Source organism: Nocardia sp. NPDC059236 (genome assembly GCF_042754085.1).
Lineage (GTDB): Bacteria > Actinomycetota > Actinomycetes > Mycobacteriales > Mycobacteriaceae > Nocardia.
Genome location: NZ_JBHZAF010000001.1, coordinates 702,680 through 724,644, shown reverse-complemented (window position 1 = coordinate 724,644; position 21,965 = coordinate 702,680). Strand labels below are relative to the sequence as shown.

General features: G+C 65.5%; 26 protein-coding genes and 1 tRNA gene. 5 read left to right on the top strand and 22 right to left on the bottom strand.

Annotated elements, in window-relative coordinates; translation table 11 throughout:
* Window positions 1–35: 35 nt before the first annotated feature.
* The 14 genes from ACFXIV_RS03610 to ACFXIV_RS03545 form a co-directional block, all read right to left on the bottom strand.
* Entirely contained in the window at window positions 36–719 is a 684-nt protein-coding gene (locus ACFXIV_RS03610; protein ID WP_379400385.1) for a hypothetical protein, read from the bottom strand.
* Between the two features lie 96 nt (window positions 720–815).
* On the bottom strand, window positions 816–1,499 hold the full coding sequence (locus ACFXIV_RS03605; protein ID WP_379400386.1) for a hypothetical protein: 684 nt from the start codon (window positions 1,497–1,499) through the stop codon (window positions 816–818).
* Window positions 1,496–2,119 carry a hypothetical protein gene (locus tag ACFXIV_RS03600; protein ID WP_379400387.1) on the bottom strand — a complete coding sequence of 208 codons (624 nt, stop codon included), beginning with the start codon at window positions 2,117–2,119 and terminating at the stop codon, window positions 1,496–1,498. The genes ACFXIV_RS03605 and ACFXIV_RS03600 overlap by 4 nt, the downstream gene beginning before the upstream one ends.
* Window positions 2,120–2,150: 31 nt before the next feature.
* Window positions 2,151–2,546 carry a hypothetical protein gene (locus ACFXIV_RS03595; protein WP_379400388.1) on the bottom strand — a complete coding sequence of 132 codons (396 nt, stop codon included), beginning with the start codon at window positions 2,544–2,546 and terminating at the stop codon, window positions 2,151–2,153.
* Complete coding sequence (locus ACFXIV_RS03590) at window positions 2,543–3,070, bottom strand: hypothetical protein (RefSeq protein ID WP_379400389.1); 528 nt, start codon at window positions 3,068–3,070, stop codon at window positions 2,543–2,545. Before ACFXIV_RS03590 ends, ACFXIV_RS03595 begins: the two co-directional genes overlap by 4 nt.
* Entirely contained in the window at window positions 3,067–4,020 is a 954-nt protein-coding gene (locus ACFXIV_RS03585; protein ID WP_379400390.1) for a general stress protein, read from the bottom strand. Before ACFXIV_RS03585 ends, ACFXIV_RS03590 begins: the two co-directional genes overlap by 4 nt.
* Window positions 4,021–4,088: 68 nt before the next feature.
* Complete coding sequence (locus ACFXIV_RS03580) at window positions 4,089–4,727, bottom strand: hypothetical protein (RefSeq protein ID WP_379421208.1); 639 nt, start codon at window positions 4,725–4,727, stop codon at window positions 4,089–4,091.
* A gap of 239 nt (window positions 4,728–4,966) precedes the next feature.
* On the bottom strand, window positions 4,967–5,425 hold the full coding sequence (locus tag ACFXIV_RS03575) for a hypothetical protein (RefSeq protein WP_379400392.1): 459 nt from the start codon (window positions 5,423–5,425) through the stop codon (window positions 4,967–4,969).
* Window positions 5,422–6,111 carry an exonuclease domain-containing protein gene (locus ACFXIV_RS03570; RefSeq protein WP_379400393.1) on the bottom strand — a complete coding sequence of 230 codons (690 nt, stop codon included), beginning with the start codon at window positions 6,109–6,111 and terminating at the stop codon, window positions 5,422–5,424. Before ACFXIV_RS03570 ends, ACFXIV_RS03575 begins: the two co-directional genes overlap by 4 nt.
* Complete coding sequence (locus tag ACFXIV_RS03565; protein ID WP_379400395.1) at window positions 6,108–6,605, bottom strand: hypothetical protein; 498 nt, start codon at window positions 6,603–6,605, stop codon at window positions 6,108–6,110. Before ACFXIV_RS03565 ends, ACFXIV_RS03570 begins: the two co-directional genes overlap by 4 nt.
* Window positions 6,598–6,807 (bottom strand): hypothetical protein, encoded by a 210-nt coding sequence (locus ACFXIV_RS03560; RefSeq protein WP_379400396.1) that lies wholly within the window; start codon window positions 6,805–6,807, stop codon window positions 6,598–6,600. Before ACFXIV_RS03560 ends, ACFXIV_RS03565 begins: the two co-directional genes overlap by 8 nt.
* Before the next feature lie 3 nt (window positions 6,808–6,810).
* On the bottom strand, window positions 6,811–7,701 hold the full coding sequence (gene recT, locus ACFXIV_RS03555; protein WP_379400397.1) for a recombination protein RecT: 891 nt from the start codon (window positions 7,699–7,701) through the stop codon (window positions 6,811–6,813).
* Entirely contained in the window at window positions 7,701–8,693 is a 993-nt protein-coding gene (locus ACFXIV_RS03550; protein WP_379400398.1) for a YqaJ viral recombinase family protein, read from the bottom strand. Before ACFXIV_RS03550 ends, recT begins: the two co-directional genes overlap by 1 nt.
* Window positions 8,690–8,851 carry a hypothetical protein gene (locus tag ACFXIV_RS03545; RefSeq protein ID WP_379400399.1) on the bottom strand — a complete coding sequence of 54 codons (162 nt, stop codon included), beginning with the start codon at window positions 8,849–8,851 and terminating at the stop codon, window positions 8,690–8,692. The genes ACFXIV_RS03550 and ACFXIV_RS03545 overlap by 4 nt, the downstream gene beginning before the upstream one ends.
* A 425-nt stretch (window positions 8,852–9,276) precedes the next feature.
* Here ACFXIV_RS03545 and ACFXIV_RS03540 point away from each other — a divergent pair, with 425 nt between their 5' ends.
* Window positions 9,277–9,675 carry a hypothetical protein gene (locus ACFXIV_RS03540; protein WP_379400400.1) on the top strand — a complete coding sequence of 133 codons (399 nt, stop codon included), beginning with the start codon at window positions 9,277–9,279 and terminating at the stop codon, window positions 9,673–9,675.
* Window positions 9,676–9,759: 84 nt separating this feature from the next.
* Here ACFXIV_RS03540 and ACFXIV_RS03535 read toward each other — a convergent pair whose 3' ends face one another.
* On the bottom strand, window positions 9,760–10,218 hold the full coding sequence (locus tag ACFXIV_RS03535; protein WP_379400401.1) for a hypothetical protein: 459 nt from the start codon (window positions 10,216–10,218) through the stop codon (window positions 9,760–9,762).
* A 1,214-nt stretch (window positions 10,219–11,432) separates the two neighbouring features.
* On the opposite strand from ACFXIV_RS03535, the gene ACFXIV_RS03530 reads away from it, so the two are divergent.
* The gene (locus ACFXIV_RS03530) at window positions 11,433–11,633 is read left to right on the top strand and encodes a helix-turn-helix transcriptional regulator (protein ID WP_379400402.1); all 201 of its coding nucleotides are present in this window, start codon (window positions 11,433–11,435) and stop codon (window positions 11,631–11,633) included.
* A gap of 3 nt (window positions 11,634–11,636) precedes the next feature.
* Window positions 11,637–12,941, top strand: coding sequence for a hypothetical protein (locus ACFXIV_RS03525; RefSeq protein WP_379400403.1), 1,305 nt, complete (start codon window positions 11,637–11,639; stop codon window positions 12,939–12,941).
* Between the two features lie 201 nt (window positions 12,942–13,142).
* Here ACFXIV_RS03525 and ACFXIV_RS03520 read toward each other — a convergent pair whose 3' ends face one another.
* The 3 genes from ACFXIV_RS03520 to ACFXIV_RS03510 form a co-directional block, all read right to left on the bottom strand.
* A complete protein-coding gene (locus tag ACFXIV_RS03520; RefSeq protein WP_379400404.1) occupies window positions 13,143–13,277 on the bottom strand; it encodes a hypothetical protein in 135 nt (44 codons plus the stop codon).
* 158 nt (window positions 13,278–13,435) lie between these two features.
* Window positions 13,436–18,022, bottom strand: coding sequence for an HAD-IC family P-type ATPase (locus ACFXIV_RS03515; protein WP_379400405.1), 4,587 nt, complete (start codon window positions 18,020–18,022; stop codon window positions 13,436–13,438).
* 645 nt (window positions 18,023–18,667) lie between these two features.
* Window positions 18,668–18,934 (bottom strand): hypothetical protein, encoded by a 267-nt coding sequence (locus tag ACFXIV_RS03510; protein ID WP_379400406.1) that lies wholly within the window; start codon window positions 18,932–18,934, stop codon window positions 18,668–18,670.
* 63 nt (window positions 18,935–18,997) lie between these two features.
* Here ACFXIV_RS03510 and ACFXIV_RS03505 point away from each other — a divergent pair, with 63 nt between their 5' ends.
* Complete coding sequence (locus ACFXIV_RS03505; protein ID WP_379400407.1) at window positions 18,998–19,126, top strand: Rv1535 domain-containing protein; 129 nt, start codon at window positions 18,998–19,000, stop codon at window positions 19,124–19,126.
* A gap of 256 nt (window positions 19,127–19,382) precedes the next feature.
* Here the strand turns inward: ACFXIV_RS03505 and ACFXIV_RS03500 are convergent.
* Window positions 19,383–19,461, bottom strand: a tRNA-Glu gene (locus tag ACFXIV_RS03500).
* Between the two features lie 369 nt (window positions 19,462–19,830).
* Between ACFXIV_RS03500 and ACFXIV_RS03495 the strand changes: the two genes are divergently transcribed.
* Entirely contained in the window at window positions 19,831–20,367 is a 537-nt protein-coding gene (locus ACFXIV_RS03495; protein ID WP_379400408.1) for a hypothetical protein, read from the top strand.
* Window positions 20,368–20,422: 55 nt separating this feature from the next.
* Here ACFXIV_RS03495 and ACFXIV_RS03490 read toward each other — a convergent pair whose 3' ends face one another.
* Genes ACFXIV_RS03490 through ACFXIV_RS03480 form a run of 3 tightly spaced genes read right to left on the bottom strand, consistent with a single transcriptional unit; the run spans window position 20,423 to window position 21,958 of the window.
* On the bottom strand, window positions 20,423–21,178 hold the full coding sequence (locus ACFXIV_RS03490) for a MerR family transcriptional regulator (RefSeq protein ID WP_379400409.1): 756 nt from the start codon (window positions 21,176–21,178) through the stop codon (window positions 20,423–20,425).
* Between the two features lie 20 nt (window positions 21,179–21,198).
* The gene (locus tag ACFXIV_RS03485; RefSeq protein WP_379400410.1) at window positions 21,199–21,669 is read right to left on the bottom strand and encodes a VOC family protein; all 471 of its coding nucleotides are present in this window, start codon (window positions 21,667–21,669) and stop codon (window positions 21,199–21,201) included.
* Window positions 21,670–21,703: 34 nt separating this feature from the next.
* Window positions 21,704–21,958 (bottom strand): helix-turn-helix domain-containing protein, encoded by a 255-nt coding sequence (locus tag ACFXIV_RS03480; RefSeq protein WP_379421206.1) that lies wholly within the window; start codon window positions 21,956–21,958, stop codon window positions 21,704–21,706.
* Between the last annotated feature and the right edge of the window lie 7 nt (window positions 21,959–21,965).

The window sequence follows — 21,965 nt, the reverse complement described above, 5'->3', positions numbered from 1 at the left end:
GCGGGCCGTCACCGAGCACAGCGCCGATGAGGCGCCTACTCGCTGGCTTTGTCCCTCCCGCTTGTGGTTTGACCGAAGAAGAATCCGAGTATCAGCAAGAGCATGTTGACCATGACCTCTGGAACGGCTGTGTGTGTCCACATCGCCACGATGAGAACGACACTGAACATGACAAGGACCATGGCCCCGATGAGCACGGCCACCGGCTCACGCTGCAGCAGGTTCCACCACATCTTCCAACGGCGCTCTTGAAGATCAGCCTTTTGCATGTCGCGGGCGTATTTCGCAGCCTCCACTTTGATCCTGGCGTCTTGCTCTGCTGTTTGTAGATGCTGCATCTCGAGCAGCTGCTCTGCAAGTTCTTGTCGAGCTTCAGGATCCGTGACGTGGACGTTCAGCGTGTCCTTGACTTTCGCAACTTGCGCTTCAGTCGCTCGGGATGCGAGCAGGGCATCCAAGTTGTTCTTGTACTTGCCGACCACAGACCTGACGAGTGACGCCGTCGGATAAGCGCTGCCTATCTTGACCTTCGGATCCGGATCCGTGGTAACGCGAACATAACCTTCGATCCTGTCCAGGATGCTTGAAGCTTGCTCCAGCTGTAGCTCCAACTCCTCTGTGGAGAGGTCCCCCTGAAGGTAGGACCCAATCCCGGCTTGAAGGCCAGGAACCGCCTTCAACCATGGGAGCTCATCAATCTCCAGGATCCCGATTGCCATTCAATCACCATTCCTCGCCTGACCCGCACACACTCGAAGTAGGGTACGGCGAGGTTGCCCAGCCTCCGTCTCCAGTCCGTCCAGGGATCTCCTCGGTCATGCCGTCCGCGGGACATACGGCTCACGCCGCGTCCGATACGCCGGACCAGCATCGGAGTAATCAAGTGAACCTTCGTCCCACTGGAACGGCAACGGCCACCGATGCTTCCGGCCGTGGGCGCGTGCACGTTCTGATGGTCCCGGCTGCATCTGGAGCCGTTCGAACAGCTCGCACACCGCGCGGTGGCGCCATGCGGTCACATTGTCCTGATGGTGCAGCAGCGTTGTGAGATTGCCTGGGCTCATCCCCAACTCGGCGGCCAGTGAAGCCTGTGGCCATCCCGCGGACACGAGCGCCTGTAGGCGCCGGCGGGTGCCGATCGATGGCACGAGCGCAGTCGGGGCGGCGATCTCATGTGGAACCACCGGAAGCGGAACCGACAGGAAGGCATCCGCGGTCGACTTCTTCAACCACGCCGCCGGCTCCCGCCCAATCTTGCCGCGCAACAGCACCGCCAGCGTTTGCCGCGGCATACCGGAAACCACACAGATCTGGCGGCGACTCACGCCCGCCGCGATCAACTCCTCGACATGAGCACGAACCGGCGCTGCATCCACCCGGTCCGCGTCCCACCGCCCGTATGCGTTCTGCCGGTACCGGTTCCGCTCGTAGCAGCGGTGGCACATGCCGCGGCGGGGCGGGTTCGCGACCCGCCCGCACGCGCACACGATCTCGGTCACGCCGCGTCCGTGATCTGCTGCATGATCCAGGAGAGCTTGCTCCGCGCTTCCTCAGAGCGCCCGTCCCGCACCATCATGTCGACATCCGCGAGCACCAGCACCAGGCCGCCGAGCGTCGAAACCGTCAGCGGGTCAGACCCGATCAGTTCCCGCGCTTCAGCGATGCGCGCGTTCACCTTCGCCATCACGGTCGCCCGCGCACGCTTGCGCTCTCCGATCTCGTTCTTCGCATCCGTGTACGCCTTCGACGGCCGGCCACTGTTGGTCCGCGCTGGGTGCGACTTCAGGGCGGCGTTGTCGTAGGTGTTCTGCGCCAGGATCGAAGTCCGGACCTGAACCAGCGCCCGCAACCAGCGGACCTGATTCTCCTTGCGCCGCAACACTTCGAACTGCGGGCCGGTGCCAGCTTCGTCGCGGAGGTCGGCGCGCACCATCGTGTCGAGAGCCGCGTCACCGAGGACGGCCCGCACAGGCTTTCGATTCGGGCGAACCGATACCGATGCCCGGAAGTCGCTCGAAGATCGCTCCACGGCAACGCTGGACGGCAATGCGGGCGCGTCAAGATCAGATACGTGGTCGCTGAAAACAGGGGCGGTCGGATGGGACTGCGTCGCTACCAATTGAAAATCCTTTTCATTAAGTGGTGGAGGGCTACGCGACCTGCGTTTTTGCGCCGGTGAGGCGGGAGATGCAGGGCGCGAAGGCTTCTTGGCCGGTGGCGCTGGTGCAGTAGTGGCCGGCGTCGGCTCCGCAGTGGGGGCAGGGGTAGTTGATGGCTCCTGCGATCTGGTATGCCTGGCCGACTGCTCGGCGCATGGGGCGTTGTGTGGTTGTGCGGGTGGCGATTTGTCCAGCGAGGTCGATGACTGCGGCGGGTGTGATGGCCCACGGCGAGGTTTTGAGGTGGATGGCGACGGCTTCGAGCGCTACGGCGACATCGAGGTGGCCGATCGCGTCGTGCCAGTACTTGATGACGTCGGCGTTGATTTCGCGGCGGTCGTATTCGGCGATGGCTGCGAGGACGCGGCCGGTGTCGGCGCGGTTCATGACGGGATCGCTTTCTGGTCAGCGATGCGGGTGAGGATCCGGTGGAACGGGTTGGCGCGCGGGTCGGTTGGTGTCTGCGCGAGTTCGTCGCGAGCGGCCAGGCGTCGCTGGAGTTCGGCGCGCTGGTCCGCGGTGAAGTGGGTGTCGGTTCGTTGCCCGAGGGCGATTTGCCGCGAAAGGCGATGCGCCTGCGGTGGTGTGAATCCCATCTCCTGGAGCGCGTGGCAGGCGTCGTCCATGCGGTGGCGTCGTTCGTCGGGTTGCGCGCGGAGTGCGTCGAGGCGTGCGGTGCGCGCGTGTTGGAGGATCGATGCGGGGAGGGGCCGGTAGCCGGGGGGTTCGTGGTTGTAGGCGTGGTCGACGCCGGCGATGAGTTCGTCACGGGTGAGCCGGGATTCAGCGAAGGCGTTGGCCCAAGCAACGACGGCGGTTTGGCTGGGGTGGGGGAACCAGAGGTCGTAGCCGCTGCAGCGTTTGAGGATGTCGGTGGCGATTTCGATGTACTGCTCGGGGTTGGTGGTCATGCGGTCTGCTCCGTGTAGTCGCCGTCGATGACGCCCAGCAGGGGCCGGTTGTCGCTGGAGGGCAGGGTGTTCTGTTGGCCGGGAAGGATGCCGAGGCTGCGTTTGACTTCGGCCGCGGCGGCGTCCCAGCCGAGTGTTTTGCGGTCGTGGTTCGACAGGTGCGGGGCGCCGGGGTCGGGGCTGGCCACGGTTGCGGGCCGGGTGCGGGCGCGGATGACGTCGGTGACGAAGTGCGGGAGTTGGCTCGGCCCGAGGTCTTTCGCGAGCCAGCGTTCGAGGCCCGCCGCGATGTCGTCGGGGGCGATGCCTTGCTTGAGCATGGCGCCGGCGTGTGTGGCGAGGGCTGTGCGGGTGGCTTGGGGGAAGCCGTTGCAGGATCCCTTGATCAGCTTCCAGCCGTCGATGTCGACCTTGCGGCCGGGTTCGTCGAGCGCTGCTGCCGCGGCGGTGTTTTCGAGCTCGCGCGCGTTACTTACTAGAGCCGCACTAGGGACGTACGTAAGTACTTCTTCTTCTATATCTATATCTGGTACAGATCCGCTAGGAAAATCTGTAGCAGTTGCTAGACGCCCGCTAGCCTTCCGAGGCTGGTTTCGCTTGGCGTTGGCCGCCTTCGCTTGACCGCCCTTTTGCCCGGCTGATCTGGCCTTTTCCCGCTTCGCTTCGACGTCTGCGCGGCTCTGCTGGTGCTCCAGATAGTCGTGGAAGACGACGCAATTTTGTTCTGCGTCTTCAGAACACGCACCGGCAGCAAGAATCGCTTTTCTGTTCCGATCTGTTCCCATCTTGCGCCAGGCGGCCATGCTGATGACGCCGTCGGTGAGGAACTCCGCGCAGTGCAGCCAGGCACGGATGATGAGGAACTTCTGGGCGTCGTTGAGGGCCGCGTACTTCGGGTTGCGGTCCATGTCGACGGCCACGGTGATGAACGGTCGGGTGTCTCTGGGCATGGTGTGTTGAGTGCTCCTGCAGGGGCGCGCCGGTGCGTGCGCGCCCTCTCCGATGGGAGTTCGAGAGGTTAGGCCGCGTTCTTGCGGAGCTTCGCTTTGCGACGGACGAGGGCCTGCTCGCCGGCGTCCTGTTTGAGGTTGAGGGCTTCAGCGACGCGAGTTCCGGTCCAGCCGTTTGCGATCGCGTAGTCCAGCAGCGCGGTGCGTTCCGGCTCGTGCACCTTGCCACTGTGCTTTCCGTGGATGATCCGATCGAGCAACACCTCGTCGAGTTCGTCGTCTGGTGTCGCGGGCATCCAGATCGGCGACTGTTGCGGGTGGTCGATATCGTGGCCTTCCCACGCCAGGGGCGGGAGATAGCCGCTGTTGCGGGCTCGGGTCTCGCCGTAGCGGCTGGAACCCGGTGTGCCGGAGAGCTCTTCATAGAGTTCTCGGACCTTCGCCCAGGTCTCGTACTGGACCCAAGTGCGCGTGTTGTATTGGCTGAACTGCCGACCGGACACGCCAGCGAGCTGCCCGAGATCGTCGAGCTTCCAACCGATAGCCAGCAGCGCTTGAATGCGGCGCTTAGTGCCGATGTTGGGGACCTTCATCCCGGACTGTGCGGGTACGGGCACATGCGTCACGGCCATGATCCGGGCGGCGCATTCGATGCTGACCTTGTCGTGGACACGGTGGCGGATCTTCCACACCGATTTCTGGTCCATTCCCGCAGCCGCTGCGATGGCATGGTCGCTGAACCCCCAGTTGTAGAGGGTGTCCAGGTGGCTGGCGGGTTCCGCGAGGGGAACGAAGGCCGGGATCCCTCGTGCGGCACGCATTTTCGTCACCTTGGCGGCTTTGTATCGGCCGAGCTTGGGGACGGTTGTTTTGCGGGGTCCGACCGCTGTTGGCTGACGCCATTCCGCTCTCGGGTACGCGGGAGCGGCAGGCTGACGTGAATGGCTCATGACCGCCCGCCCGCCAGCGCCTTGTTGACCTTGGTGCCGGACATGCCGAGCTGGATGCCGATTCGCCGCTGAGCCCAGCCATGCTCACGAAGTGCGCGCGCGTACACCGGCTTGTCTTTGGCTTCGACACGGACCGGTCGGCCCTCCAAGATGCGCTGCAGCACAACCGCGTTGGGTGTTGTGATCGGCGGTTCAGGTCGCGGGAACAGCGCAGGCAGCTCGGTCGGATCGACTGCGAGGAGCCGCTTTTCGAGGTCGGGGTGGATCAGCCGTGACCGGCCGGCATGCAGTCGCAGCAGTGTCATGGAGGGCCAGGTGAGGTGCCGTGAGAGGCGGTGGATGGTGACCCAGCGGGTGGCCATGATTGTGGCGAGGTGTTCGGTGGCTCGGGTGGCGTCGATGTAGCCGCGGTCGATGAGCAGTTGGGCGCCGACGGTGGGTTCGGTGGTGGTCATGCTGCTTCGGCTTTCGTGGAGTAGATGGGCCACTCGGTGGGGACGTCGGTGAACGACTCCCCTTTCCGGCGGAGCCAGTCGATGAAGCTGTAGGCGCGCTCGCGGTACCAGTGGGCTTGCGCGGCCATGAGTTCGTCGGCGGTCATCTCGGCGAGGGCGGGATAGATGCGCGGCAGTCGCCAAGCCAGGCGGGCCGCAGCAACGGCGTCGCCTTCGGCGTCGTGGGCGTTGTCCAGGCTGACCCGGTAGTGGATTGCGACAGCGGACAGCTTCCGGGATCCCTTGCGGTACTTGTCGAATTCGCGGTCCAGGACGTAGCTGTCCACGATTGGACCGCGGATCTCAAAGCCGCGGTGATGGGAGGCGAGCATCGAGAAGTCGAATGCGCCGTTGAAGACAGCGACGATCCGGCCTTCATCCCACACCCGGTACAAGTCCGCGACGACTTCGGCGACCACCTCGGCGTGCGGGTGCCCGTGCTTCTGGACGTATTCGTCTGTGTAGCCGTGGATCTCGGTGGCCTCGGCTGAGATGGGGATTCCAGGGTTGGCGACCCAGTGCCGGCGGGCGATGTCGGCGCCGTCAATGCGTCCGATGAACGCGGTGACGATTCGATCGGTGCCGATCTCCACGCCAGTTGTCTCAAGGTCCGCGCACGCAAGCGGGAGTTTTGTCCACGAGGTCATGCCGCGGCCTTCCATCGACCTGTCGAGTGATCGCGGTTCTGGCCAAGGAGCGCAGTGGCGCGGCGGTTCTTTGACTGCTGGGAGTACGTTGCCCACCGGCAGTTTTGGGGAGAATACGGACCGTCGTTGTCGATCCGGTCCAGGCTGTATTCCGCTCGGCCGCCAACGGAGCGACCAGGTCGCTTGCCCATGTCGTCTACGAAGTTCCAGAAATCTGCCAGCCAACGGTCACAGACGTAGATCCCGCGCCCGCCGTAACTGGCGTATCGCTTGTGGGTCGGTCGCGTGCAGCGTCCGACCATGTCGTTGTAGATGTGATAGAACTCGTGCTTCGATTTACCGCCGCGCCAGTTGGTGTTGTGTTCGTCGATCCCGTTCTTGCGCTCGAGCGTCAGCCATTCGAGTCGGCAGGACTCTCCGCAGAATCGCTTGTGATCGGCCGGGATTGGATCGTTGCAGCGCTCGCATAGGCGGCGCGAGGTCCGTTTAGTCATGTTGCGCCTTCACTGCTTCGAGAAGGGTTTGGCCGGGTTTGATGAGGACGGCCCGGTATCCGGGGCGGCGGTTGGCGTATCGGAGCGCTTCGAGTTCGTCGTCGCCGAAGTAGGCGACCGCGTAGCAGTCGCCGCCTTCGCCTTCGCTCTCCCCTGCCTCGGGGAACGCCAGCCATGCCCCGTCGTCGAGTGGCACGGCCATCAGCTACTCCCCCGCGTCCGGCGGGAACATGCCGCCGTCTTCAGCGGGCGGAACGCCCTCGTAGTAGTCCGCGGGTGCGTCCTGCACGTCGGCAGTTTCGGCGTCGATGACGTCCGGTTCGACGTGCTGGGGAGTGTCGATCGCCTCTTTGCCGAGATCGAATCGGACGGACCCGTCGTTCTCGACGGCCAGCGCCAGTTCGGTGGACATCGGCAGCATCTTCGAGAGCTGACGCACCATGGTCTTCTTGGCCATGCCGTCGAACTCGTCGACCCACGGGCCGAATACTGCGCCGTCCTTGTTCTTCGCGGTCGCGTACTTGTTCCGGTACTTGACCATCTCGGCATACGAGATCGGATCCGTGATCGCGTAACCGCCTCCGCGTGTCCGCGCAACGGCGTAGTAGGCGCGCGAGTCTCCACGGTCACCGTCGAGGAACGGCTTGTGGACCCACTTGTCGTCCGCTGCACCGTATTCGACCTCGAAGAAGTCGTTGGCGTGGATGATGCGCGCCGCTACCGACAGGACACGATCGGATCGGTACGCGAGGTCGACAAGCCCGCGGTAGCCGGCCACGAACTGCGCCTTGTACATGCGGTCCTTACGGTCCCAGAAAGGCAGGACGTACGCCTGTCCCAGGACGCCAGGGCGCAGTCCGAGCTGGGCGCAGGTCATGAAAGCGCCGAGCACGCTGAGTTGTTCGCACTGGGCGAGCTTCGGGGTGCGCTGGATGGCGGTGAAGGCGTCGCGGATGAGCTGTTTAGCTTCGGCGCCGCGCGGCATTGCCAGCTCGAACGCCTTCTCCATCTTCTGGATCGACGACTTCAGATCGTCGTCCTTCTTCGCGGGCGCGGTCTGGTTCTGTGCGATGCGGTCGACAAGGTTGCGGGCCATCAGGCCACCTCTTTCAGGTCAAGGGAAGTGGAGCGGAAGCGGGCGTAGACGTCGGGGCGCTCTTCGCGTAGCTCGCGGACGTCGAGGCCCGGAATGGTGAGGTACTCGGCGTACAGCTCGGGTTCGGCGTCTCGGAATGCCGCCGATTTGAACGGGCCGCCCTTGGTGGCGACCCACACGTCGTTGCCGACGAGCAGCCGGTCGTGGCCGTCCATGAGGGCGCGGATCTTGTTGCCGGCTGCGTCTTTCCGCTTCTTGGCCGCGGATTCGTCCTGCTGGGCGGTCCGGTAGTCGCGGTGCAGGACACTGATCTGCTGGCGGGTGACGTGCAGGTCTCCCCCGACATGGGGGTGCAGCTGGCTGATGGCTTCGCGGTCGGCTGTAGTGCCGGTGATGGGCGGCTCGATGTCGGCGATGACGTGGTCGCGCCAAAACTGGTCGCAGGTGTTGGCGACGATCTCGATGAGGCGCTCGTTGCGTTCTACACGAGCGGTCTCCAGATGGTTGCCGCCAATCAGTCCCGCCGCGTAGGCGTGAGTGGCGCCGGTGACGTACATGCCGTGGTGGAGTTGCAGTTCGGCGTGGTCAGGGATTTGGCCTGTCCACTTGTCAGCCATGAACCACGCGGTGTTCTTGGTTTCGAGTAGTCCCCCGTCCGACAAGAACCCGTCCGGGCTGTACAGCATGTGCGGTCGTTCGACCGACTGCAGTGTGCCGGGGAGCTCGACGGTGAGGCCGAGTCGTTCACAGGCGACGGCGCGGATAATCGGTTCGAGCATGCGGCCCCAGAACATGGCCTCGGTGTCGACACCGGAATCCGCTGGTGCGCGGCGGGTTTTCCGCAGCCAGATTGTGTAGGGCGAGTCCCAGTCGACGAGGCCGAGGAGCCCGGAGATTTCGGAAGATCCGATGCCGGCCAGGCGTGCTTCGAGCCATTCGGGGCTGCCGGGCGCGGTGCGCGGAAGTTCGCGGTAGAGAGCGGGATTCGTCACCAGGTGCTCCACGGGGTGAGGCTCCAGTCGAGGAGCCAGGCCGTTGCGCCGAGGAATGCACCGAACGCGATGAGCACGAAGTACGCGATCACGGCGTGGACGAGCCCGTGCATGGCGTTGCCATCAGGGCTTTCAGGGATAGGCTGTCGGTTGGACATGCCATGGCCTTCTTTCGCTTTGGGTTGCTGTGGCGGTTCGGCCCGTCCTCATGCCAGTGGGGGCGGGCATCTAACTTCAGAGAGAGAGTCACCAGAGAGAGAGTGTCGTGCAGTGCAGTGAATCTTGTTGTTTGCACTGCACACAGTACAGTGGGAGAGACCTCAGCGCAACACCGCCTGTCTGGTGAGCTAAGTGAACGCCGCCCCAACGCGCCCACCCCGCCCGAACAGCGGAAATGTTCCGGAATCCTGGGAAAGTAGGGGGAAGTGTGCAGCGAACCGTTCAAACTCCAACGAACACCCGATAGCATCGAGACGCCAGAGAGAGAGGCCCCCTACGGGGCTGGCCGCACACGAAAGGGTGTCCGGTGTCGACCCAGACAGCACAGAGCGAGACGGAGTGGTCCAGATACCTCACGTCTCTAATGACCGCGCAGCAGGTCAAGAACAGCGAGGTCGCCGATGCCATCGGCGTATCACGCAGCACGGTAGGCAATTGGCAGCAGAAGGGCGTCGTCCCAGATTGGAAACAGGTTAGGTCTGTCGCGCAGTTCTTCAACCGCCCACTCAGCGAGGCACTCATCCGAGCCGGATTCGCGACCTCGGAGGAACTCAACTTCGTGGCGCCACCCCTGACGCCAGAGTCAATGTCCAACGAGCAGCTGCTCCTGCTGCTCAAGGACCGGCTCGATGAGCTCACGGCGCTGCGAAAGGTGATGGCCGGCAACGAAGCCGAGCCAGATCCCGGAGGAAAGAAGCTACCGGCAGCGGATCGCGCGCCGAAGAGGATCAGGGGACGTCAAGGCCCAACTGGCCGCCCTTAACACGCTCAGAAAGTTGACAGTGCCCCGCACCCAGGGGCAGGGCGGCGACCCTCGTCGTAGTCGCCACTCCCCTGCCTCACTGGTCTATACCGTTGCGTTGTAGATCCGCTGGAACTGCTGATCCTGCCAGCCGCGGAATCCGCGGGCCGCCTGGATCATTCGGACGACGCGATCGTTCTCGGACGCTTCGATGCTGATGTGGCACTCGTAGTAGAAGCCGTGGATGTGGTGGGTTCTGCGTCTCCAGTACTTGGGCCGGTGCCCTGCGGGGCGCTTCATCCACGCTCCCCAGGCGGCGGTGCGCAAGTATCCGAGTTCGGCGTCCGAGAGGAGCTCGTAGGGGCGGACGTCGATTCGGTTTGCCCACACGACGATTCGGCCGATCTCCTTCCAGAACCCTTCGAGGTCTTCCGAGACGCAGGTAGATCCTGCTGGATCGAGGATTTCGATCCCCAAGCGCTTTAAGTCTTCGGCCGAGCGCTCAATGTCGTCGGCCGATTCGCTGTCGATGTAGCTGTAGTGGACTTTCTGATACTCAAGCATCCTATGAGTTCCTAGTGTGCGCATGGGTGTACCGCTCCACCGCGGCTACGGAGCGGTCACCTCGGTCTCCCGGGCCACCGAGGATCGCTGCCTTCGATCCCGTTGACCCCCGTACATGGCCAGCGAACCCCCGGTACATAACTGGCCTACGCCATAACAAACCTGACGCAAACGGGTTTCGGGTGTCCCATCTGCGCCCCGTCGGTGTGGCATACCTGCGACTCTAGTATGTGTCATGCATTTTGTCCCATATGGCTCCTTCAAAATTTCCTCGATCGTCGGGCGACAAACGAGCGATTCGAAATCGGACCGATCCTGCACACGGACAGCAATCTCAAACGGACCATTTTCCGAAACAAGAATCGCCACCTTTGATGACTCTTCAACCGCAGATACCAGCCGGTAACTACAGCGGTCGGACCTAGCGTGCCAGCGGTCCGCACCCGTCCACCTCCTCACCTCCAGGCAAACCCGTCACATCGAACAAGCGTTCGAATCCTAACGCGATCGTGAGGTCACGTCACTGGGCAAATGCGCCAGCGGCACAGCAGGAGGCCGCCGCCAGTCACGCAACCTGCATCTTTGCCGCACCGATGCCAGTAAGAGAAGTTGCCGACGCCTGGCGAGCCGCAGTCGACACCACCTCGCCATTCATTGCGTCAGCCAACGTCGACAAGGGCTCACGTCAACCACCCGCCGGGGATGCAGCGAAGGGTTGGCGTCAAGGAAACACCCGGGTACATCGAAGGCCGGTTACCAGCCCGAACTTGCTCAGATCTACGATTATCTGAGAATTTCAGTCACACCAAAATGTGCTATTTTGTGCCACATCCACGCCAGCTATGGACTTTTTCGTTCAAATGTGAATAACCAAATCACCTAGGTTGACGCAACCCTTTAGCAAATCCGCTGAGGATTCGGCCCAAACGCTTCTCCCGCGTGTCATTGCGCCTATCCGGCAGCTGATTGTGCACAACCGGTTCCCGGAAAGGCACGCGCACACGACACGCACACGATTAATCGCCTCTCAAATCTCTCACCAAAGGGCCTCGATGGACCCGAGGCGGGTTCAAAGTGAGGGTGGGCGCAGACATGAGCAACGCCGCTGACGGCCCCATCTTGAATGCAATCCATTGCACTTCGACCTGTGCACTGTATGCTTGACTGGCCGGGACACCCCGGGACATACCAGTGATCAGACGAACGAGGTCATGATGCCCCGCAACACCATCTGGCTCACACGGGCCGAGGTTTCAGCGCGAACCAACTACGCCGAGAAGACACTTCGCAACTGGGCCAGCAAGGGCCAAGGGCCGCAGTTCAGCAAGTTCGGTGGCCGGGTCCGCTACCGACTCACCGATGTCGTCGCCTGGGAGAACCAGCAGGACAACGCCTTCGCGCGGCAGGCGGCCTGACTCATGGCCCTGGAACCAGGCGAGCTGCCGCCGAAGAACAAGCTGATCCCGACGAAGCGCTCAGACGGCAGCTACGAGCTCGACCGCGTCCGTCATCGCGCGCTCAACGGAGAAGTGGTTCGCACCAGCGCGGTTGGGCGGACCAAGAAGGAGTGCATCGACGAGTGGATGCGCCGCTTCGACATCAACAATCGGAAGGGATCGAAGCGCCGGCGGATCAGTAAGCGCGTGCAGTTCGCGCCGACTGACCCGATGAGCAAAGTCTTCGCCGAGATGGACAGGCAGTGGAAGCAGCGTGTCGAGGACGGGACCCTGTCCCGAGACACGCACAGCAACTACCACCGCACGATCTACCCCTGCGCGCCCGGCCCAAAGAACCACAACCCCGACGCATTCAAACTCGAAACCGAGATGGGCGACCTGTCCATCGCCGAGGCCGCCGACGCTGCCGACATCACCGACTACCTCGACGAGGTCGCCGAGACGGCCCCGTCCCGAGCCGAGATGCAGCACCTGGTGCTCGGTATGGCATTCAAGATGGCGGTACTCGGCCGCGGACTGCCGACATCGGACAACCCGATGCCACACGTGATCTGCCCACCACGCAAACCGACCATCCCTCGCCCGTTGGCGCGACCGCTGCAGATCTCCATGTACGCCTACATCGTTGAAGCCCGCTCGCGGGAGGGTGCGTATTTGCGGCTGTACTACCTGTTCCTGTTGGGCACCGGAGTGCGCCCGGGCGAGGGGTTGGCGGTTCGCTGGGTGGACATCGCGACGGAAATGCTCGAGGACAGCTCCGTGCGGACCGTCGCCTATATCGGGGCCACTGTTCGCCGGCGCACCAAGGTCGGCACGTTTCGGCACCCGAACCGCAAGAGCGGCAACCCGTATTGGATTGTTCTGCCGCAGTGGTTGGCTGCAGAGCTGGCCGCGGAGAAGGCTCGGGTGCGGCCGGCGTCGGACGAGGTGCCGGTCTTTCGCGGTCCGGTTTCGCATTCGTGGGTGAGTGTGCAGTCGGCCGAGGACTCGGTTCTCCGGTTGCGGCGTGAGAGTCCGGTGCCGGACTTCCGGTTGTCGGATCTTCGGGACACTGTTGCCAGTCATATTGCGTCAGTGACGAAAGATGATGATCGTTCGAGTGCGCAGTTGGGGCACACGGATGGCAAACTTTCGATCGCGCAGAAGTACTACATCAGCGCGGAGGCGAAGCGGGTCGCGGTCGTCGACAATGCGGACGAGCTCGAGTTGCTGAATCCGCTGGATGTGGGAGCAAATTGGGAATCCGACGGCGTTATGTCCGTATGATTCAACCGATTTGATACTCTGACCTGCGGAAACGCTTGGAACCTAGTGGATATCCAGGAACATCCGCATGGCCGACAGTGTATGCGGTCGATAGCGAACACCCCGAATCAGGCCGGGAACCGCTGTGGCCAGGCGCATACGGTGACGGCCGGAACCAAAAGATGATCTTGCCGAGCTCGAACACCCCGATGAGGCGCCTGGTCAACGCCGCACGAGCCAGAGCGCAGTCGCAAGTACGACCAGCACGGACCAGACAACCCAGTAAACCGGCGTTGCGTGCACCGCGACCAGCACCGCGGCGGCCACGGCAAGTACGACGACTGTGGTTGTTCGCATGAGGAATTGTCTCAGCTCTCTTCGAGACCCCGTCATCGAAAAGGCCCGCCTTCTCAGGGCGGTGCTCTGACCATTGAGCTTCGAAACATGGTGACATCGAATCGAACCCACATCGTCCCGAGTGGCAGATGGCAACGGTGTTCTCAACGCGCGCCGACTCAACGATCCGAAGGCGACGAGCCTGCCACGTCGGGCGGCGGCCCGGACAGCGCGCGGCCGGTGAGCAGGGCCGCGCAGGTGCCGGTTGCGGCGCAGCCCAGCACGATCGACCACGCTACCGGCCCCAGTGGTACGCACCCGAAGAACCGGTTCACTCCGGGCATCATGATGATCGTGGCGAGGACTACGGAGCTGCCTGCCACGGTCACCCAGACCAGGCGGCTGTGCCGGCCGATCACCAGGGTCTGCCCGAGCTGCGTACCGATCAGGGCGGCCAGTGCCATGGTTTCCGCGCGGCGGCGGCGGCCGGTGGCGCGGCCGAGCAGCCATGCCGCGCCGGCGCCGATGGTGGTGCAGGCGCCGCGCACGGCGACGGCTTGCAGGAAGTCGCTGCCGATACCGGGCGGTGGCCCGAGTGTCCTGTCGGTCGTTTCGGTGTCGTCGGCGGGCCGGGTGTCCGAGAGTGTGAGCGCCATCGCCGGACCGAGGTCGGTGAGCAGGTTCACCACCAGGAATTGCCGGGTGCCGATCGGGGCTCGGCCGGACAGCAGCGTGCCCAGGACGGTGAACGCCACCTCACCAGCGTTGCCGCCGACCAGCACGCCGATCGCGTCACGTACTCGCTGCCACATGCCACGGCCCTCGGCCAGTGCCTCCTGCAGCACGGTGAGGTCGAGGACCTTGCCGGTGTCGGTGAGGATCAGGTCCGCGGCCTCCCGTGCGGCGACCGACCCTCGAGCGGCCAGCCCGATACCGACATCGGCGGTGCGGATGGCGGCCGCATCGTTGCTGCCGTCGCCTGCCATCGCCACCGTGTGCCCGCGGCGTTGGAGCGCGGACACGATGCGCACCTTGTGTTCAGGCGATACCCGCGCGAAAACCGTTGCCTGCTCGATGAGTTCGGCTTGGCCGTCCTCGTCGAGCAGGTCCAGATCGGCGCCGGTGGCCACCGTGTCGGCGGGGATGGCGAGCTGTTCGGCGACCGCGCGCGCGGTGATCGGGTGATCACCGGTGATCATCCGCACGCTGATGTCGTTGCGGGCCAATTCGGCAAGCAGTTCCAGTACCTGCGGGCGCGGGCTGTCTGCAATACCGAGGAAGCCGAGAAGGGTGAGCTGCTCGATCTCTTCGGTGAGATCGCGGGGGGCGGAGGCGAAATCGCGCCGCGCCACCACCAGCACCCTCAGCCCCTGCGCGGCCAGCCGGCGCACCGCCGCCTCCGCGGCGGCGCGGCACGCGGGTGTGAACGGCCGGGCCTCCCGGCGGCCTTCGTCATCGGTGCGCAGGACCTGATCACAATGTGGCAGCAGCACTTCCGGGGCGCCTTTGACGGCGAGCCGGATGTGCTGACCGGTGTTGCCCACCGCCGCGGAGTAGCCGCGGAAGCTCTCGAACGGCAACTCCTCGATGGGAGCCCAGGCATGCGGCTGTCTGTGGCCCAGATATGTGTGTGCCGCCTCGACGACAGCTCGGTCGGTGGCGTGCACCAGTGGGGCATCGTCAGGGTTGGGGCAGGCGTAGGCGGCGGCGCGGAGCAGCCCCCGCGACTGTGGCGTGCTCGCGAGATGGTCCCTGTCCCACGTCAGGTCGAGATCGGCAACCGCGACCAGCCGCAATTGTCCTTCGGTGAGGGTGCCGGTCTTGTCGAAGCACATGGTGTCGACGCGGCCCAGTGCCTCGATGGTGCGGCTGGAGCGGACCAGCACGCCGCGGCGGGACAGGCGGCGGGTAGCGGCCAGTTGGGCGACCGTCGCCACCAGCGGCAGTCCCTCGGGGACGGCGGCGACGGCCACGGCCAGCCCGTCGGCGAGGGCCGGGCGCAGCGGCAGCCCACGCAGGAAACTGGTGACAGTAACGGCGGTTCCGCCGCCGAGGGTGAACGGCAGCACGCGTTCGGTCAAGCTGCGCAGCTGTTCCTGCACACCGCCGCTGGGGGGCGGCCCGGCGGCGGCGAGGGCACGACCGGCCTCGGTTGCGGTTCCGACCGCCACCACGACCGCGGTCGCCTCGCCGCTGACCACGACGCTGCCCTCGAACACCATGCCGGTGCGTTCTGCCAGCAGGGCGCCGGGTGTGGCGGGGGTCTGCTTCTCCACGGTCACGGTCTCGCCGGTGAGGCCGGACTCGTCCACTTCCAGCCCATCGGTCTCCAGCAGCCGCGCATCCGCGGGGACTACCTCGCCGGTGGCCAGAGCGATCACATCACCAGCCAGCAGACCGTCTGCGGGAGTCTCGATTTCGCCGTCCTCGGTGAGCCGCCGAGCAGTCAAGCGCTCGCCGAGCAGGAGTTTGTCCAGCGACAGCCGGGCGCGGCGGCGCTGCAGGGCCGACACCGTGGCATTGAGCCCCAGCACCGTGCCGACGAGCACGGCGTCGGTAGGCGAGCCGAGCAGCGCGGAGGCGACCGCGCCGACACCCAGCAGTGGAGTCATCGGATCGGCCAGCTCGCGGCGCACATCTGCGACCAGACCGGCGAGACTCGTCGCGGGCATGGCCAATCGCTGCGAGATACGCCTGGCGACGGTGGTGACGTGCGAGCGCGGCGGCGGCGCGGACCGGAGCGGGGCGGGTAGTCGGGCCAGCACCTCGTCCGGTTCCAGGGCATGCCACGGCACCAGCCGCACCTCGGCCGGCCCGGTCGCGCGGGCGGCCCGGCGCCCGCCGTTCAGACCCGTTGCCAACCCCATCAGGGTGGCCGCAGTGACCGGGCTGGTGGCTCGCGCCGCGCGTGACCCAGCCGGACCGGACGCGAGCAGCAGACCGCTGAGCGTGGCTGCCGACAGCGTCAGGACCCGGCCACGCTCACTGACATTGCGTGCCTGGCCGGTAGCGGCGATGATCTGCCGTGCCGAACTCAGATCCGGGCACACCACATCCGCCTGCCAGGGGATCCGTGCCGGAGCGCCGGGAGTTCGGGAGGCGATACCGATGCCCAGATCGGCGGCACCCAGGGCGCGATGTGCCTCGCCACTGACCACCGCCACCACGTGCCCCTGCTGCTGCAGTCGCCGTACCAGCCCGGATACCGACCCGCCGGCGAGCACGAATTCATCGGCGCTGCGACGCAATTCGCCGGTGCTCTCGTCTCCGATGAGTACCACCCGCAGGCCCGCCTGTCGGGCGGTGGACAGCAATCCGGCAGCACCCGGATGTGGCTCGCTCCCGATCAGCACCCGCCCGACCACACGTCCGTGCTCGTGCAGCAGGTGCCAGCGCGGGCCCCCTGGATCGGTTTCCGGGCCGGGAGGATCGGTGTCGATGCCGGGTCGCAGGTCGGCGTCGATGCCCAGATGCAGATTCTCACGCCGATGCTCGGGTGGTGGTGGGATGGGCAGTTCCTCACCGTCGCACCAGAGCAGCCGCTGGGCGGCGCTCCACACGTGTTCGACCGGCCAGCTGTCGTGGCGGGATTCGGCGTCGAGGACCACCGCCCGTTGACCGCGCACCGCATCCCGGTCGACGACCAGTGCGGAAACCCGGTCCATGCGGCGCCACATGAACGGATCGAGGGTCAGCACGCCGCGCGCCGCCATGAGGGTCGACAGCGCACCGGCGAAGGTCTCGCGACCGGCCCGCGCGGCCTTCGGCACGCCCGCCGCCACGGCGTCGGCGGCGTCGGCGACCGCGCGGCCGCCGACCAGCGTTGCCGCCGAGGCCAGTGCCGCGGCGGCGCTGACCTGTTCGGTGCACCGCTCGATCGGTCCATGCGGCAGCGGTACCGGCCGGGGCTCGGGCGGATCGTAGACGTCGACACCCGGCAGGTCGGGGTCGGCGATCAGCTCTTCCCAGCGCCGCCACTGCGCGAAACGAGCGGCGGCCTCGACCAGCCGCACCGCCCGCTGCATCGCGTCGGCGCACAGGCCGGTCACTTCCGAATCCAATGCCTGACCCACGGCATTTCCGATCGTGATCACGGTATCGGCGCGGTGGCGGCCGAGCTGGGCTTCAAGTGCGCCGCGCAACCTCGGCTGTCCGTCCACGAGAGCCACCGCCCCCCGGACCACATGGGCCGGCGGCGGTGTCGGAAGCAACCGCCCGGTGACGACCGCTCCGATCCCGATGAGATCGCCGGCCAGCTGCAGCGCGGATGTCAGTACCGGCTCTCGATCGGAGGGGTGCTCGAGTCGACGGCTCCACGGCTCCGCACTGGTTCCGGCGAGATCTTCGACGCGTTCCAGGATCGCTTCCAGTTGTGCCGGAGACAGGCGTTGCGGGTCCGCGGCCACGACGACCCGCCCGGTGGCGGCATTGACCTGGAACCAACACACCTCCGGTTCCTGCTCGAGGTGCTTGCGCGCCAACTCGGCTACCCGAGCGCTCTGTGCCGACTGCAAGCCGCGAACCTCGGCGTGAATACGGTTGGCATGCACCGTGAGCCGCCGCTGCGTACGCATGCGCCGCGGGTCCACGAGCGCGCCGAGTTCCCGGCCGATGCCCTCGGTGAATTCGACGACTGTTCGAGCGACTGCTGGGTCCGCCAGCCGCGACGCCACCGCGACCGGCCGCCGGAGCAATCCCACCGTGGCTCCGGTGGCCGCGAGGGGCAGCCGGATCGGCGCAGTGGCCAGACCGCGCAGGGACGCCACTACTGTGCGGCGGTTCGCGACCGTCGCGAACCCGCGGTGGACTGCTTCGGCCGAGTGCTCTTGCGCTCCCGAGGCTGCGGTCGTTCGGACTTGTCCTGATTCCCGGATTGGGTTCTGGCGCGCCGCAACAGATAGACCGCACCCGCGACGCCGCCCGCAGCGGCGGCCACGGGCCACTCGACCAGGCCCGTCAAACCGGCCGCAACGACGCCGAGCACAGTGGCGGCAGATAGGTCCATCCCACTGCGAGCGCCGGATACGGCGCCTTCGACTGTGCCGCGCGCCGCACCTGTCACCGCCCCGACCACGGCTCCACCGGCCGCCTCAACCGCATGCACAGTCGCCGATGCCGTAGCCTCGAGCGTCCTCACAGTGTCCGATGCAACGCTGCTCATCACACCCCAGTCGTCGTAGGTAGCGCAAAGAACTTCCTGCGGAAACTAGTGCGTTGCCAGAATACTCCGCGATGCTCTAATCGGCCCTACGTTATCGAAACGAAAAGCGGCGCGATCAACTCGTCCACGTGAGACGGGGGCAGAAAATGCCATTTCCAAGCGGTGCCGACCCGATCCAACCGTTGTAGCGATGATATTTCCGCTACCTGAGCGGCCGAAATTGCAGACTAGTTGCTATTGCATATTGGATCTATACCTCTTCGAGAGCTTCGCCGATCTGATGAGCGATGCGATTGTGCTGATCGTGGAGCAGCCAATGACCCGTTGCGAGGACCAGTGCGACAGGCCATTCGATGATCTCCGCTGCGGCCAGCGCGCCCAGTACGCCGTAGTACGCCAACTGCTCGGGCCGGGGGATGCGAACCCGGCCGAGCACCGGCAGGTCCACTGCGAAACCCTGCGCAGCCAGCACACGGTCGACGGCGTTCTGGTGGCCGGTTGGTGGTTTTTCGGCCATTTGTTGCCTCCCGGCCATAGTGCGTTCGAGTGTTCGACGCCTGGGATCCGCAGTGTGTCGAGTGTGTTGAGTACTGGTGTGGGCGGCGGGTCGGATCCATTGACGGGGGCACTGACGCAGATGCTCGCTGTGCCGTTGCGTGAGCTGTATGCGGTCCTGCTGCGCCTGGATCTCATCGAGATCGTCGACTGATCATCCGGCCGGCAACCGCCGGTGGCGAACGGCCGAGGAGCGACGGTGAATAGCGTCCGCCAGCAGCCGGATCAGGATCTTGGCCCAGTCCCATCGCAGCGATCAACGTGTGTTCTGCGCGTGTCGCGCCAACGAAGCTAACCAGAGTTTAGCCCCGGGCAAATCCTCTCGCCGACTGAACCATCACGGTTTCGGAGCCGCTTTGAGCTGTCCGCAGTGAGAGTCAGGGTGCCGGGCCGGCGCGGTACGAGGTCGTTGGTGACGTAGGTCGGAGTCGAACCGACGTGGGTCCTGAGTGAAAGTCAGGCTGCCCGTGCCGACAGAGCAACTACGCCATCGTCCGGCTGGATGGAATCGAACCCCCGGGACACGTTGCCCGCTTCCGGTTTTCAAGACCGGCCGACCTCCACAGGCCGGAACCCTCCGAAACCGCCGCCCCATCGAGCGTGCGGTACAACAACATTCGCAGCCAGCTGGGGAAGGCCGCAACCGAATTTCCGGCTCCGCCAGGCCATGACGTCGATGAATTCCTCGTCACGTCGACAGCTTATTTACAGCTATCGATCTGGGGGAACAGCAGACCACCCGAGATTCCCACCGCCACCACGGGACAAGCGAGCCCACCTGTAGTATCCGTTAACCAGTGCTGAAACGCATAGCACATGACCAGCTATCTAAGGTGGTTCACTACAGGAGAGGCATTCATGACGATGAAAACTCGATCTGTCCTGCTCGCCGCCGCGGCCGGGAGCGCCCTGTTCCTCAGCACCGGCATCGCTTCCGCCGACCCCACCGATCCGTCGGGTTTCCTCGTCGGAGACACTGCTTTCTTCAATATCGGTGGCTTCAACTGTTCGATCGCCGCCAATGGCGTTGTCGGCTGCGATATCAACCCGGCGGGCGTGCTGATGTACGTGTCACTGGCCGGGCCCAATGGCCAGGCCTATCCGGTGCCGTACGCCCCGGCCGCGATCATCGACAACGCCGCCTGGCCCGCCCATCCGGAGTGGAGCGGCGGCGGCCACACCCAGCCCGGCGGCAACCAGGCGCTGCCGTCCAGCGGCAACCAGGCACTGCCGTCCGGCGGCAACCAGGCGCTGCCATCCAGCGGTGACGTGTGGGCTCCGGCCAGCATCAGCTACGCGGGCGCGACGTGCACGCAGGGCTACCGCGGCGGGGTGCAGTGCAGCTCGATGGGCCACCAGTTCTCGTTCAACTCCAACCAGGTCTACGGCAGCTGAGCCGTGCGCACGTGAAAAGCCCTGCCGGGCATGCGTTTCGCGGCGCGGCAGGGCTTCACAGTGTCCGGCGCACGTATTCGTCGAGCGAATCACGCACGAACGCAGCGTGTTCGGGTCCGCCGTAGGCCGCGGCGAATCGCTCGTCCTCGACGTACATGCGCCCTAGACCGCCGATCATGGCGATGGAGCGCTCCCGATCACCGTCCGCCAGTGGCGTTCCGGGGATGGCCCGCAACCACGCCACGTGCCGGGCGGCCAGCGCCTGCGCGCGCTCGGAGTCCGAGGCGCACCCGTCCTTGCGGGCGGCGATCCAGCAGGCGATCAGATCGTCGGTGTCACGCTTCCACTCCCGCTGCTCCCGCAACGACTTCCCGTGCCACCACTGGTTGCTCACGGCGAAAGCGCGTTCACCCCAGCGGGATACGACCTCGTCACGGTAGGGGTCGTTGAAACCCTCCAGCATCATCTGCAGTGATCCGTCGACTCCGGCGCGCGCGTCGAGGGTGTGGCGCAGGGTCCGGATGCGCTCGTCGAGGCGGGCGCGTTCGTCTTCCAGCAACCGCAGATGGGTGTGCAGGGCCTTGTCCGCGTCGTGTTCGCGGTCGAGGACCTCGGCGATCACCGGCAGGCTCAGGCCGAGCTCGCGTAGCAGCAGGATGCGCTGCAGCCGGGCCACCGAATCGGCGTCGTAGCAGCGGTAGCCGTTGTGGCCGACCCGGGCGGGCGGGAGCAGCCCGATCTCGTCATAGTGACGCAGCGTGCGGCTGGTGACGCCGGCGCTGTCGGCCAGTTGCTGAATCGTCCACTCCACGAAGCCCTCCCGTCTCGTCGCTAATTCTTGCCGACCCAGTCGCCCTCGAAGGTCGCCGCCCATTCCTTGGCCCGGTCCAGCTCGGCCTCGCGGGGTGCGGTGAAGATGACCCGGTTGCCGTCCGGGTCGTCGAGGGTGACATCGGTGGTGTACCACGCGGTGTCCGCGGGACCGTCCACGCCGAGGCCCGGGAGATCGCACTCCCGCAGGGTTGTCGCCAGTGCGGTGAGGTCCGCGCCGCCGGCGGCGAAGGTGACCGTCGTGCTGCCCGGCACCGGTTCGCCCGGGACCAGCAGCAGGTCCTGGTACTTCATCCGCCGCAGGTGCACCAGGACGGGTGTGCCGTCGGCGCCGGGAATGGTTGCCAGCGCGATGAATCCGGCGGCCTGGTAGCAGGCGGTGGCGGCGGCGAGGTCGCGCACCCGGAAGGTGGCGAACATGGGCATGGGGTAGATGGTCCGGTCGATGGCCGGTTCGGTGGGCTCGCTCATGGCCTCGACGCTATGAGTTGACGTAGCGGCAAGGTCAACTCGGCGCCGGCGGGGTCGAGGCGTGGGCGGCGTAAACCGTGCGCACGATCAGGTCCAGGCGGGTGTCGAACTGCCGGAACGTGGCCCCCGCCGACAGCCCGGCCCGCCTGCACACCTCCTGGACGGTGGTGCGTTGATAACCGACCTCTCCGATGGCCGCGATGGTGCCGTGCAGCAAACACCCGGCCCGACCGTGGCAGGACGCGATCGACACGGGCCGCACGGCGATGGTGCGCGGGCGAAGCGGCAAATGGGGC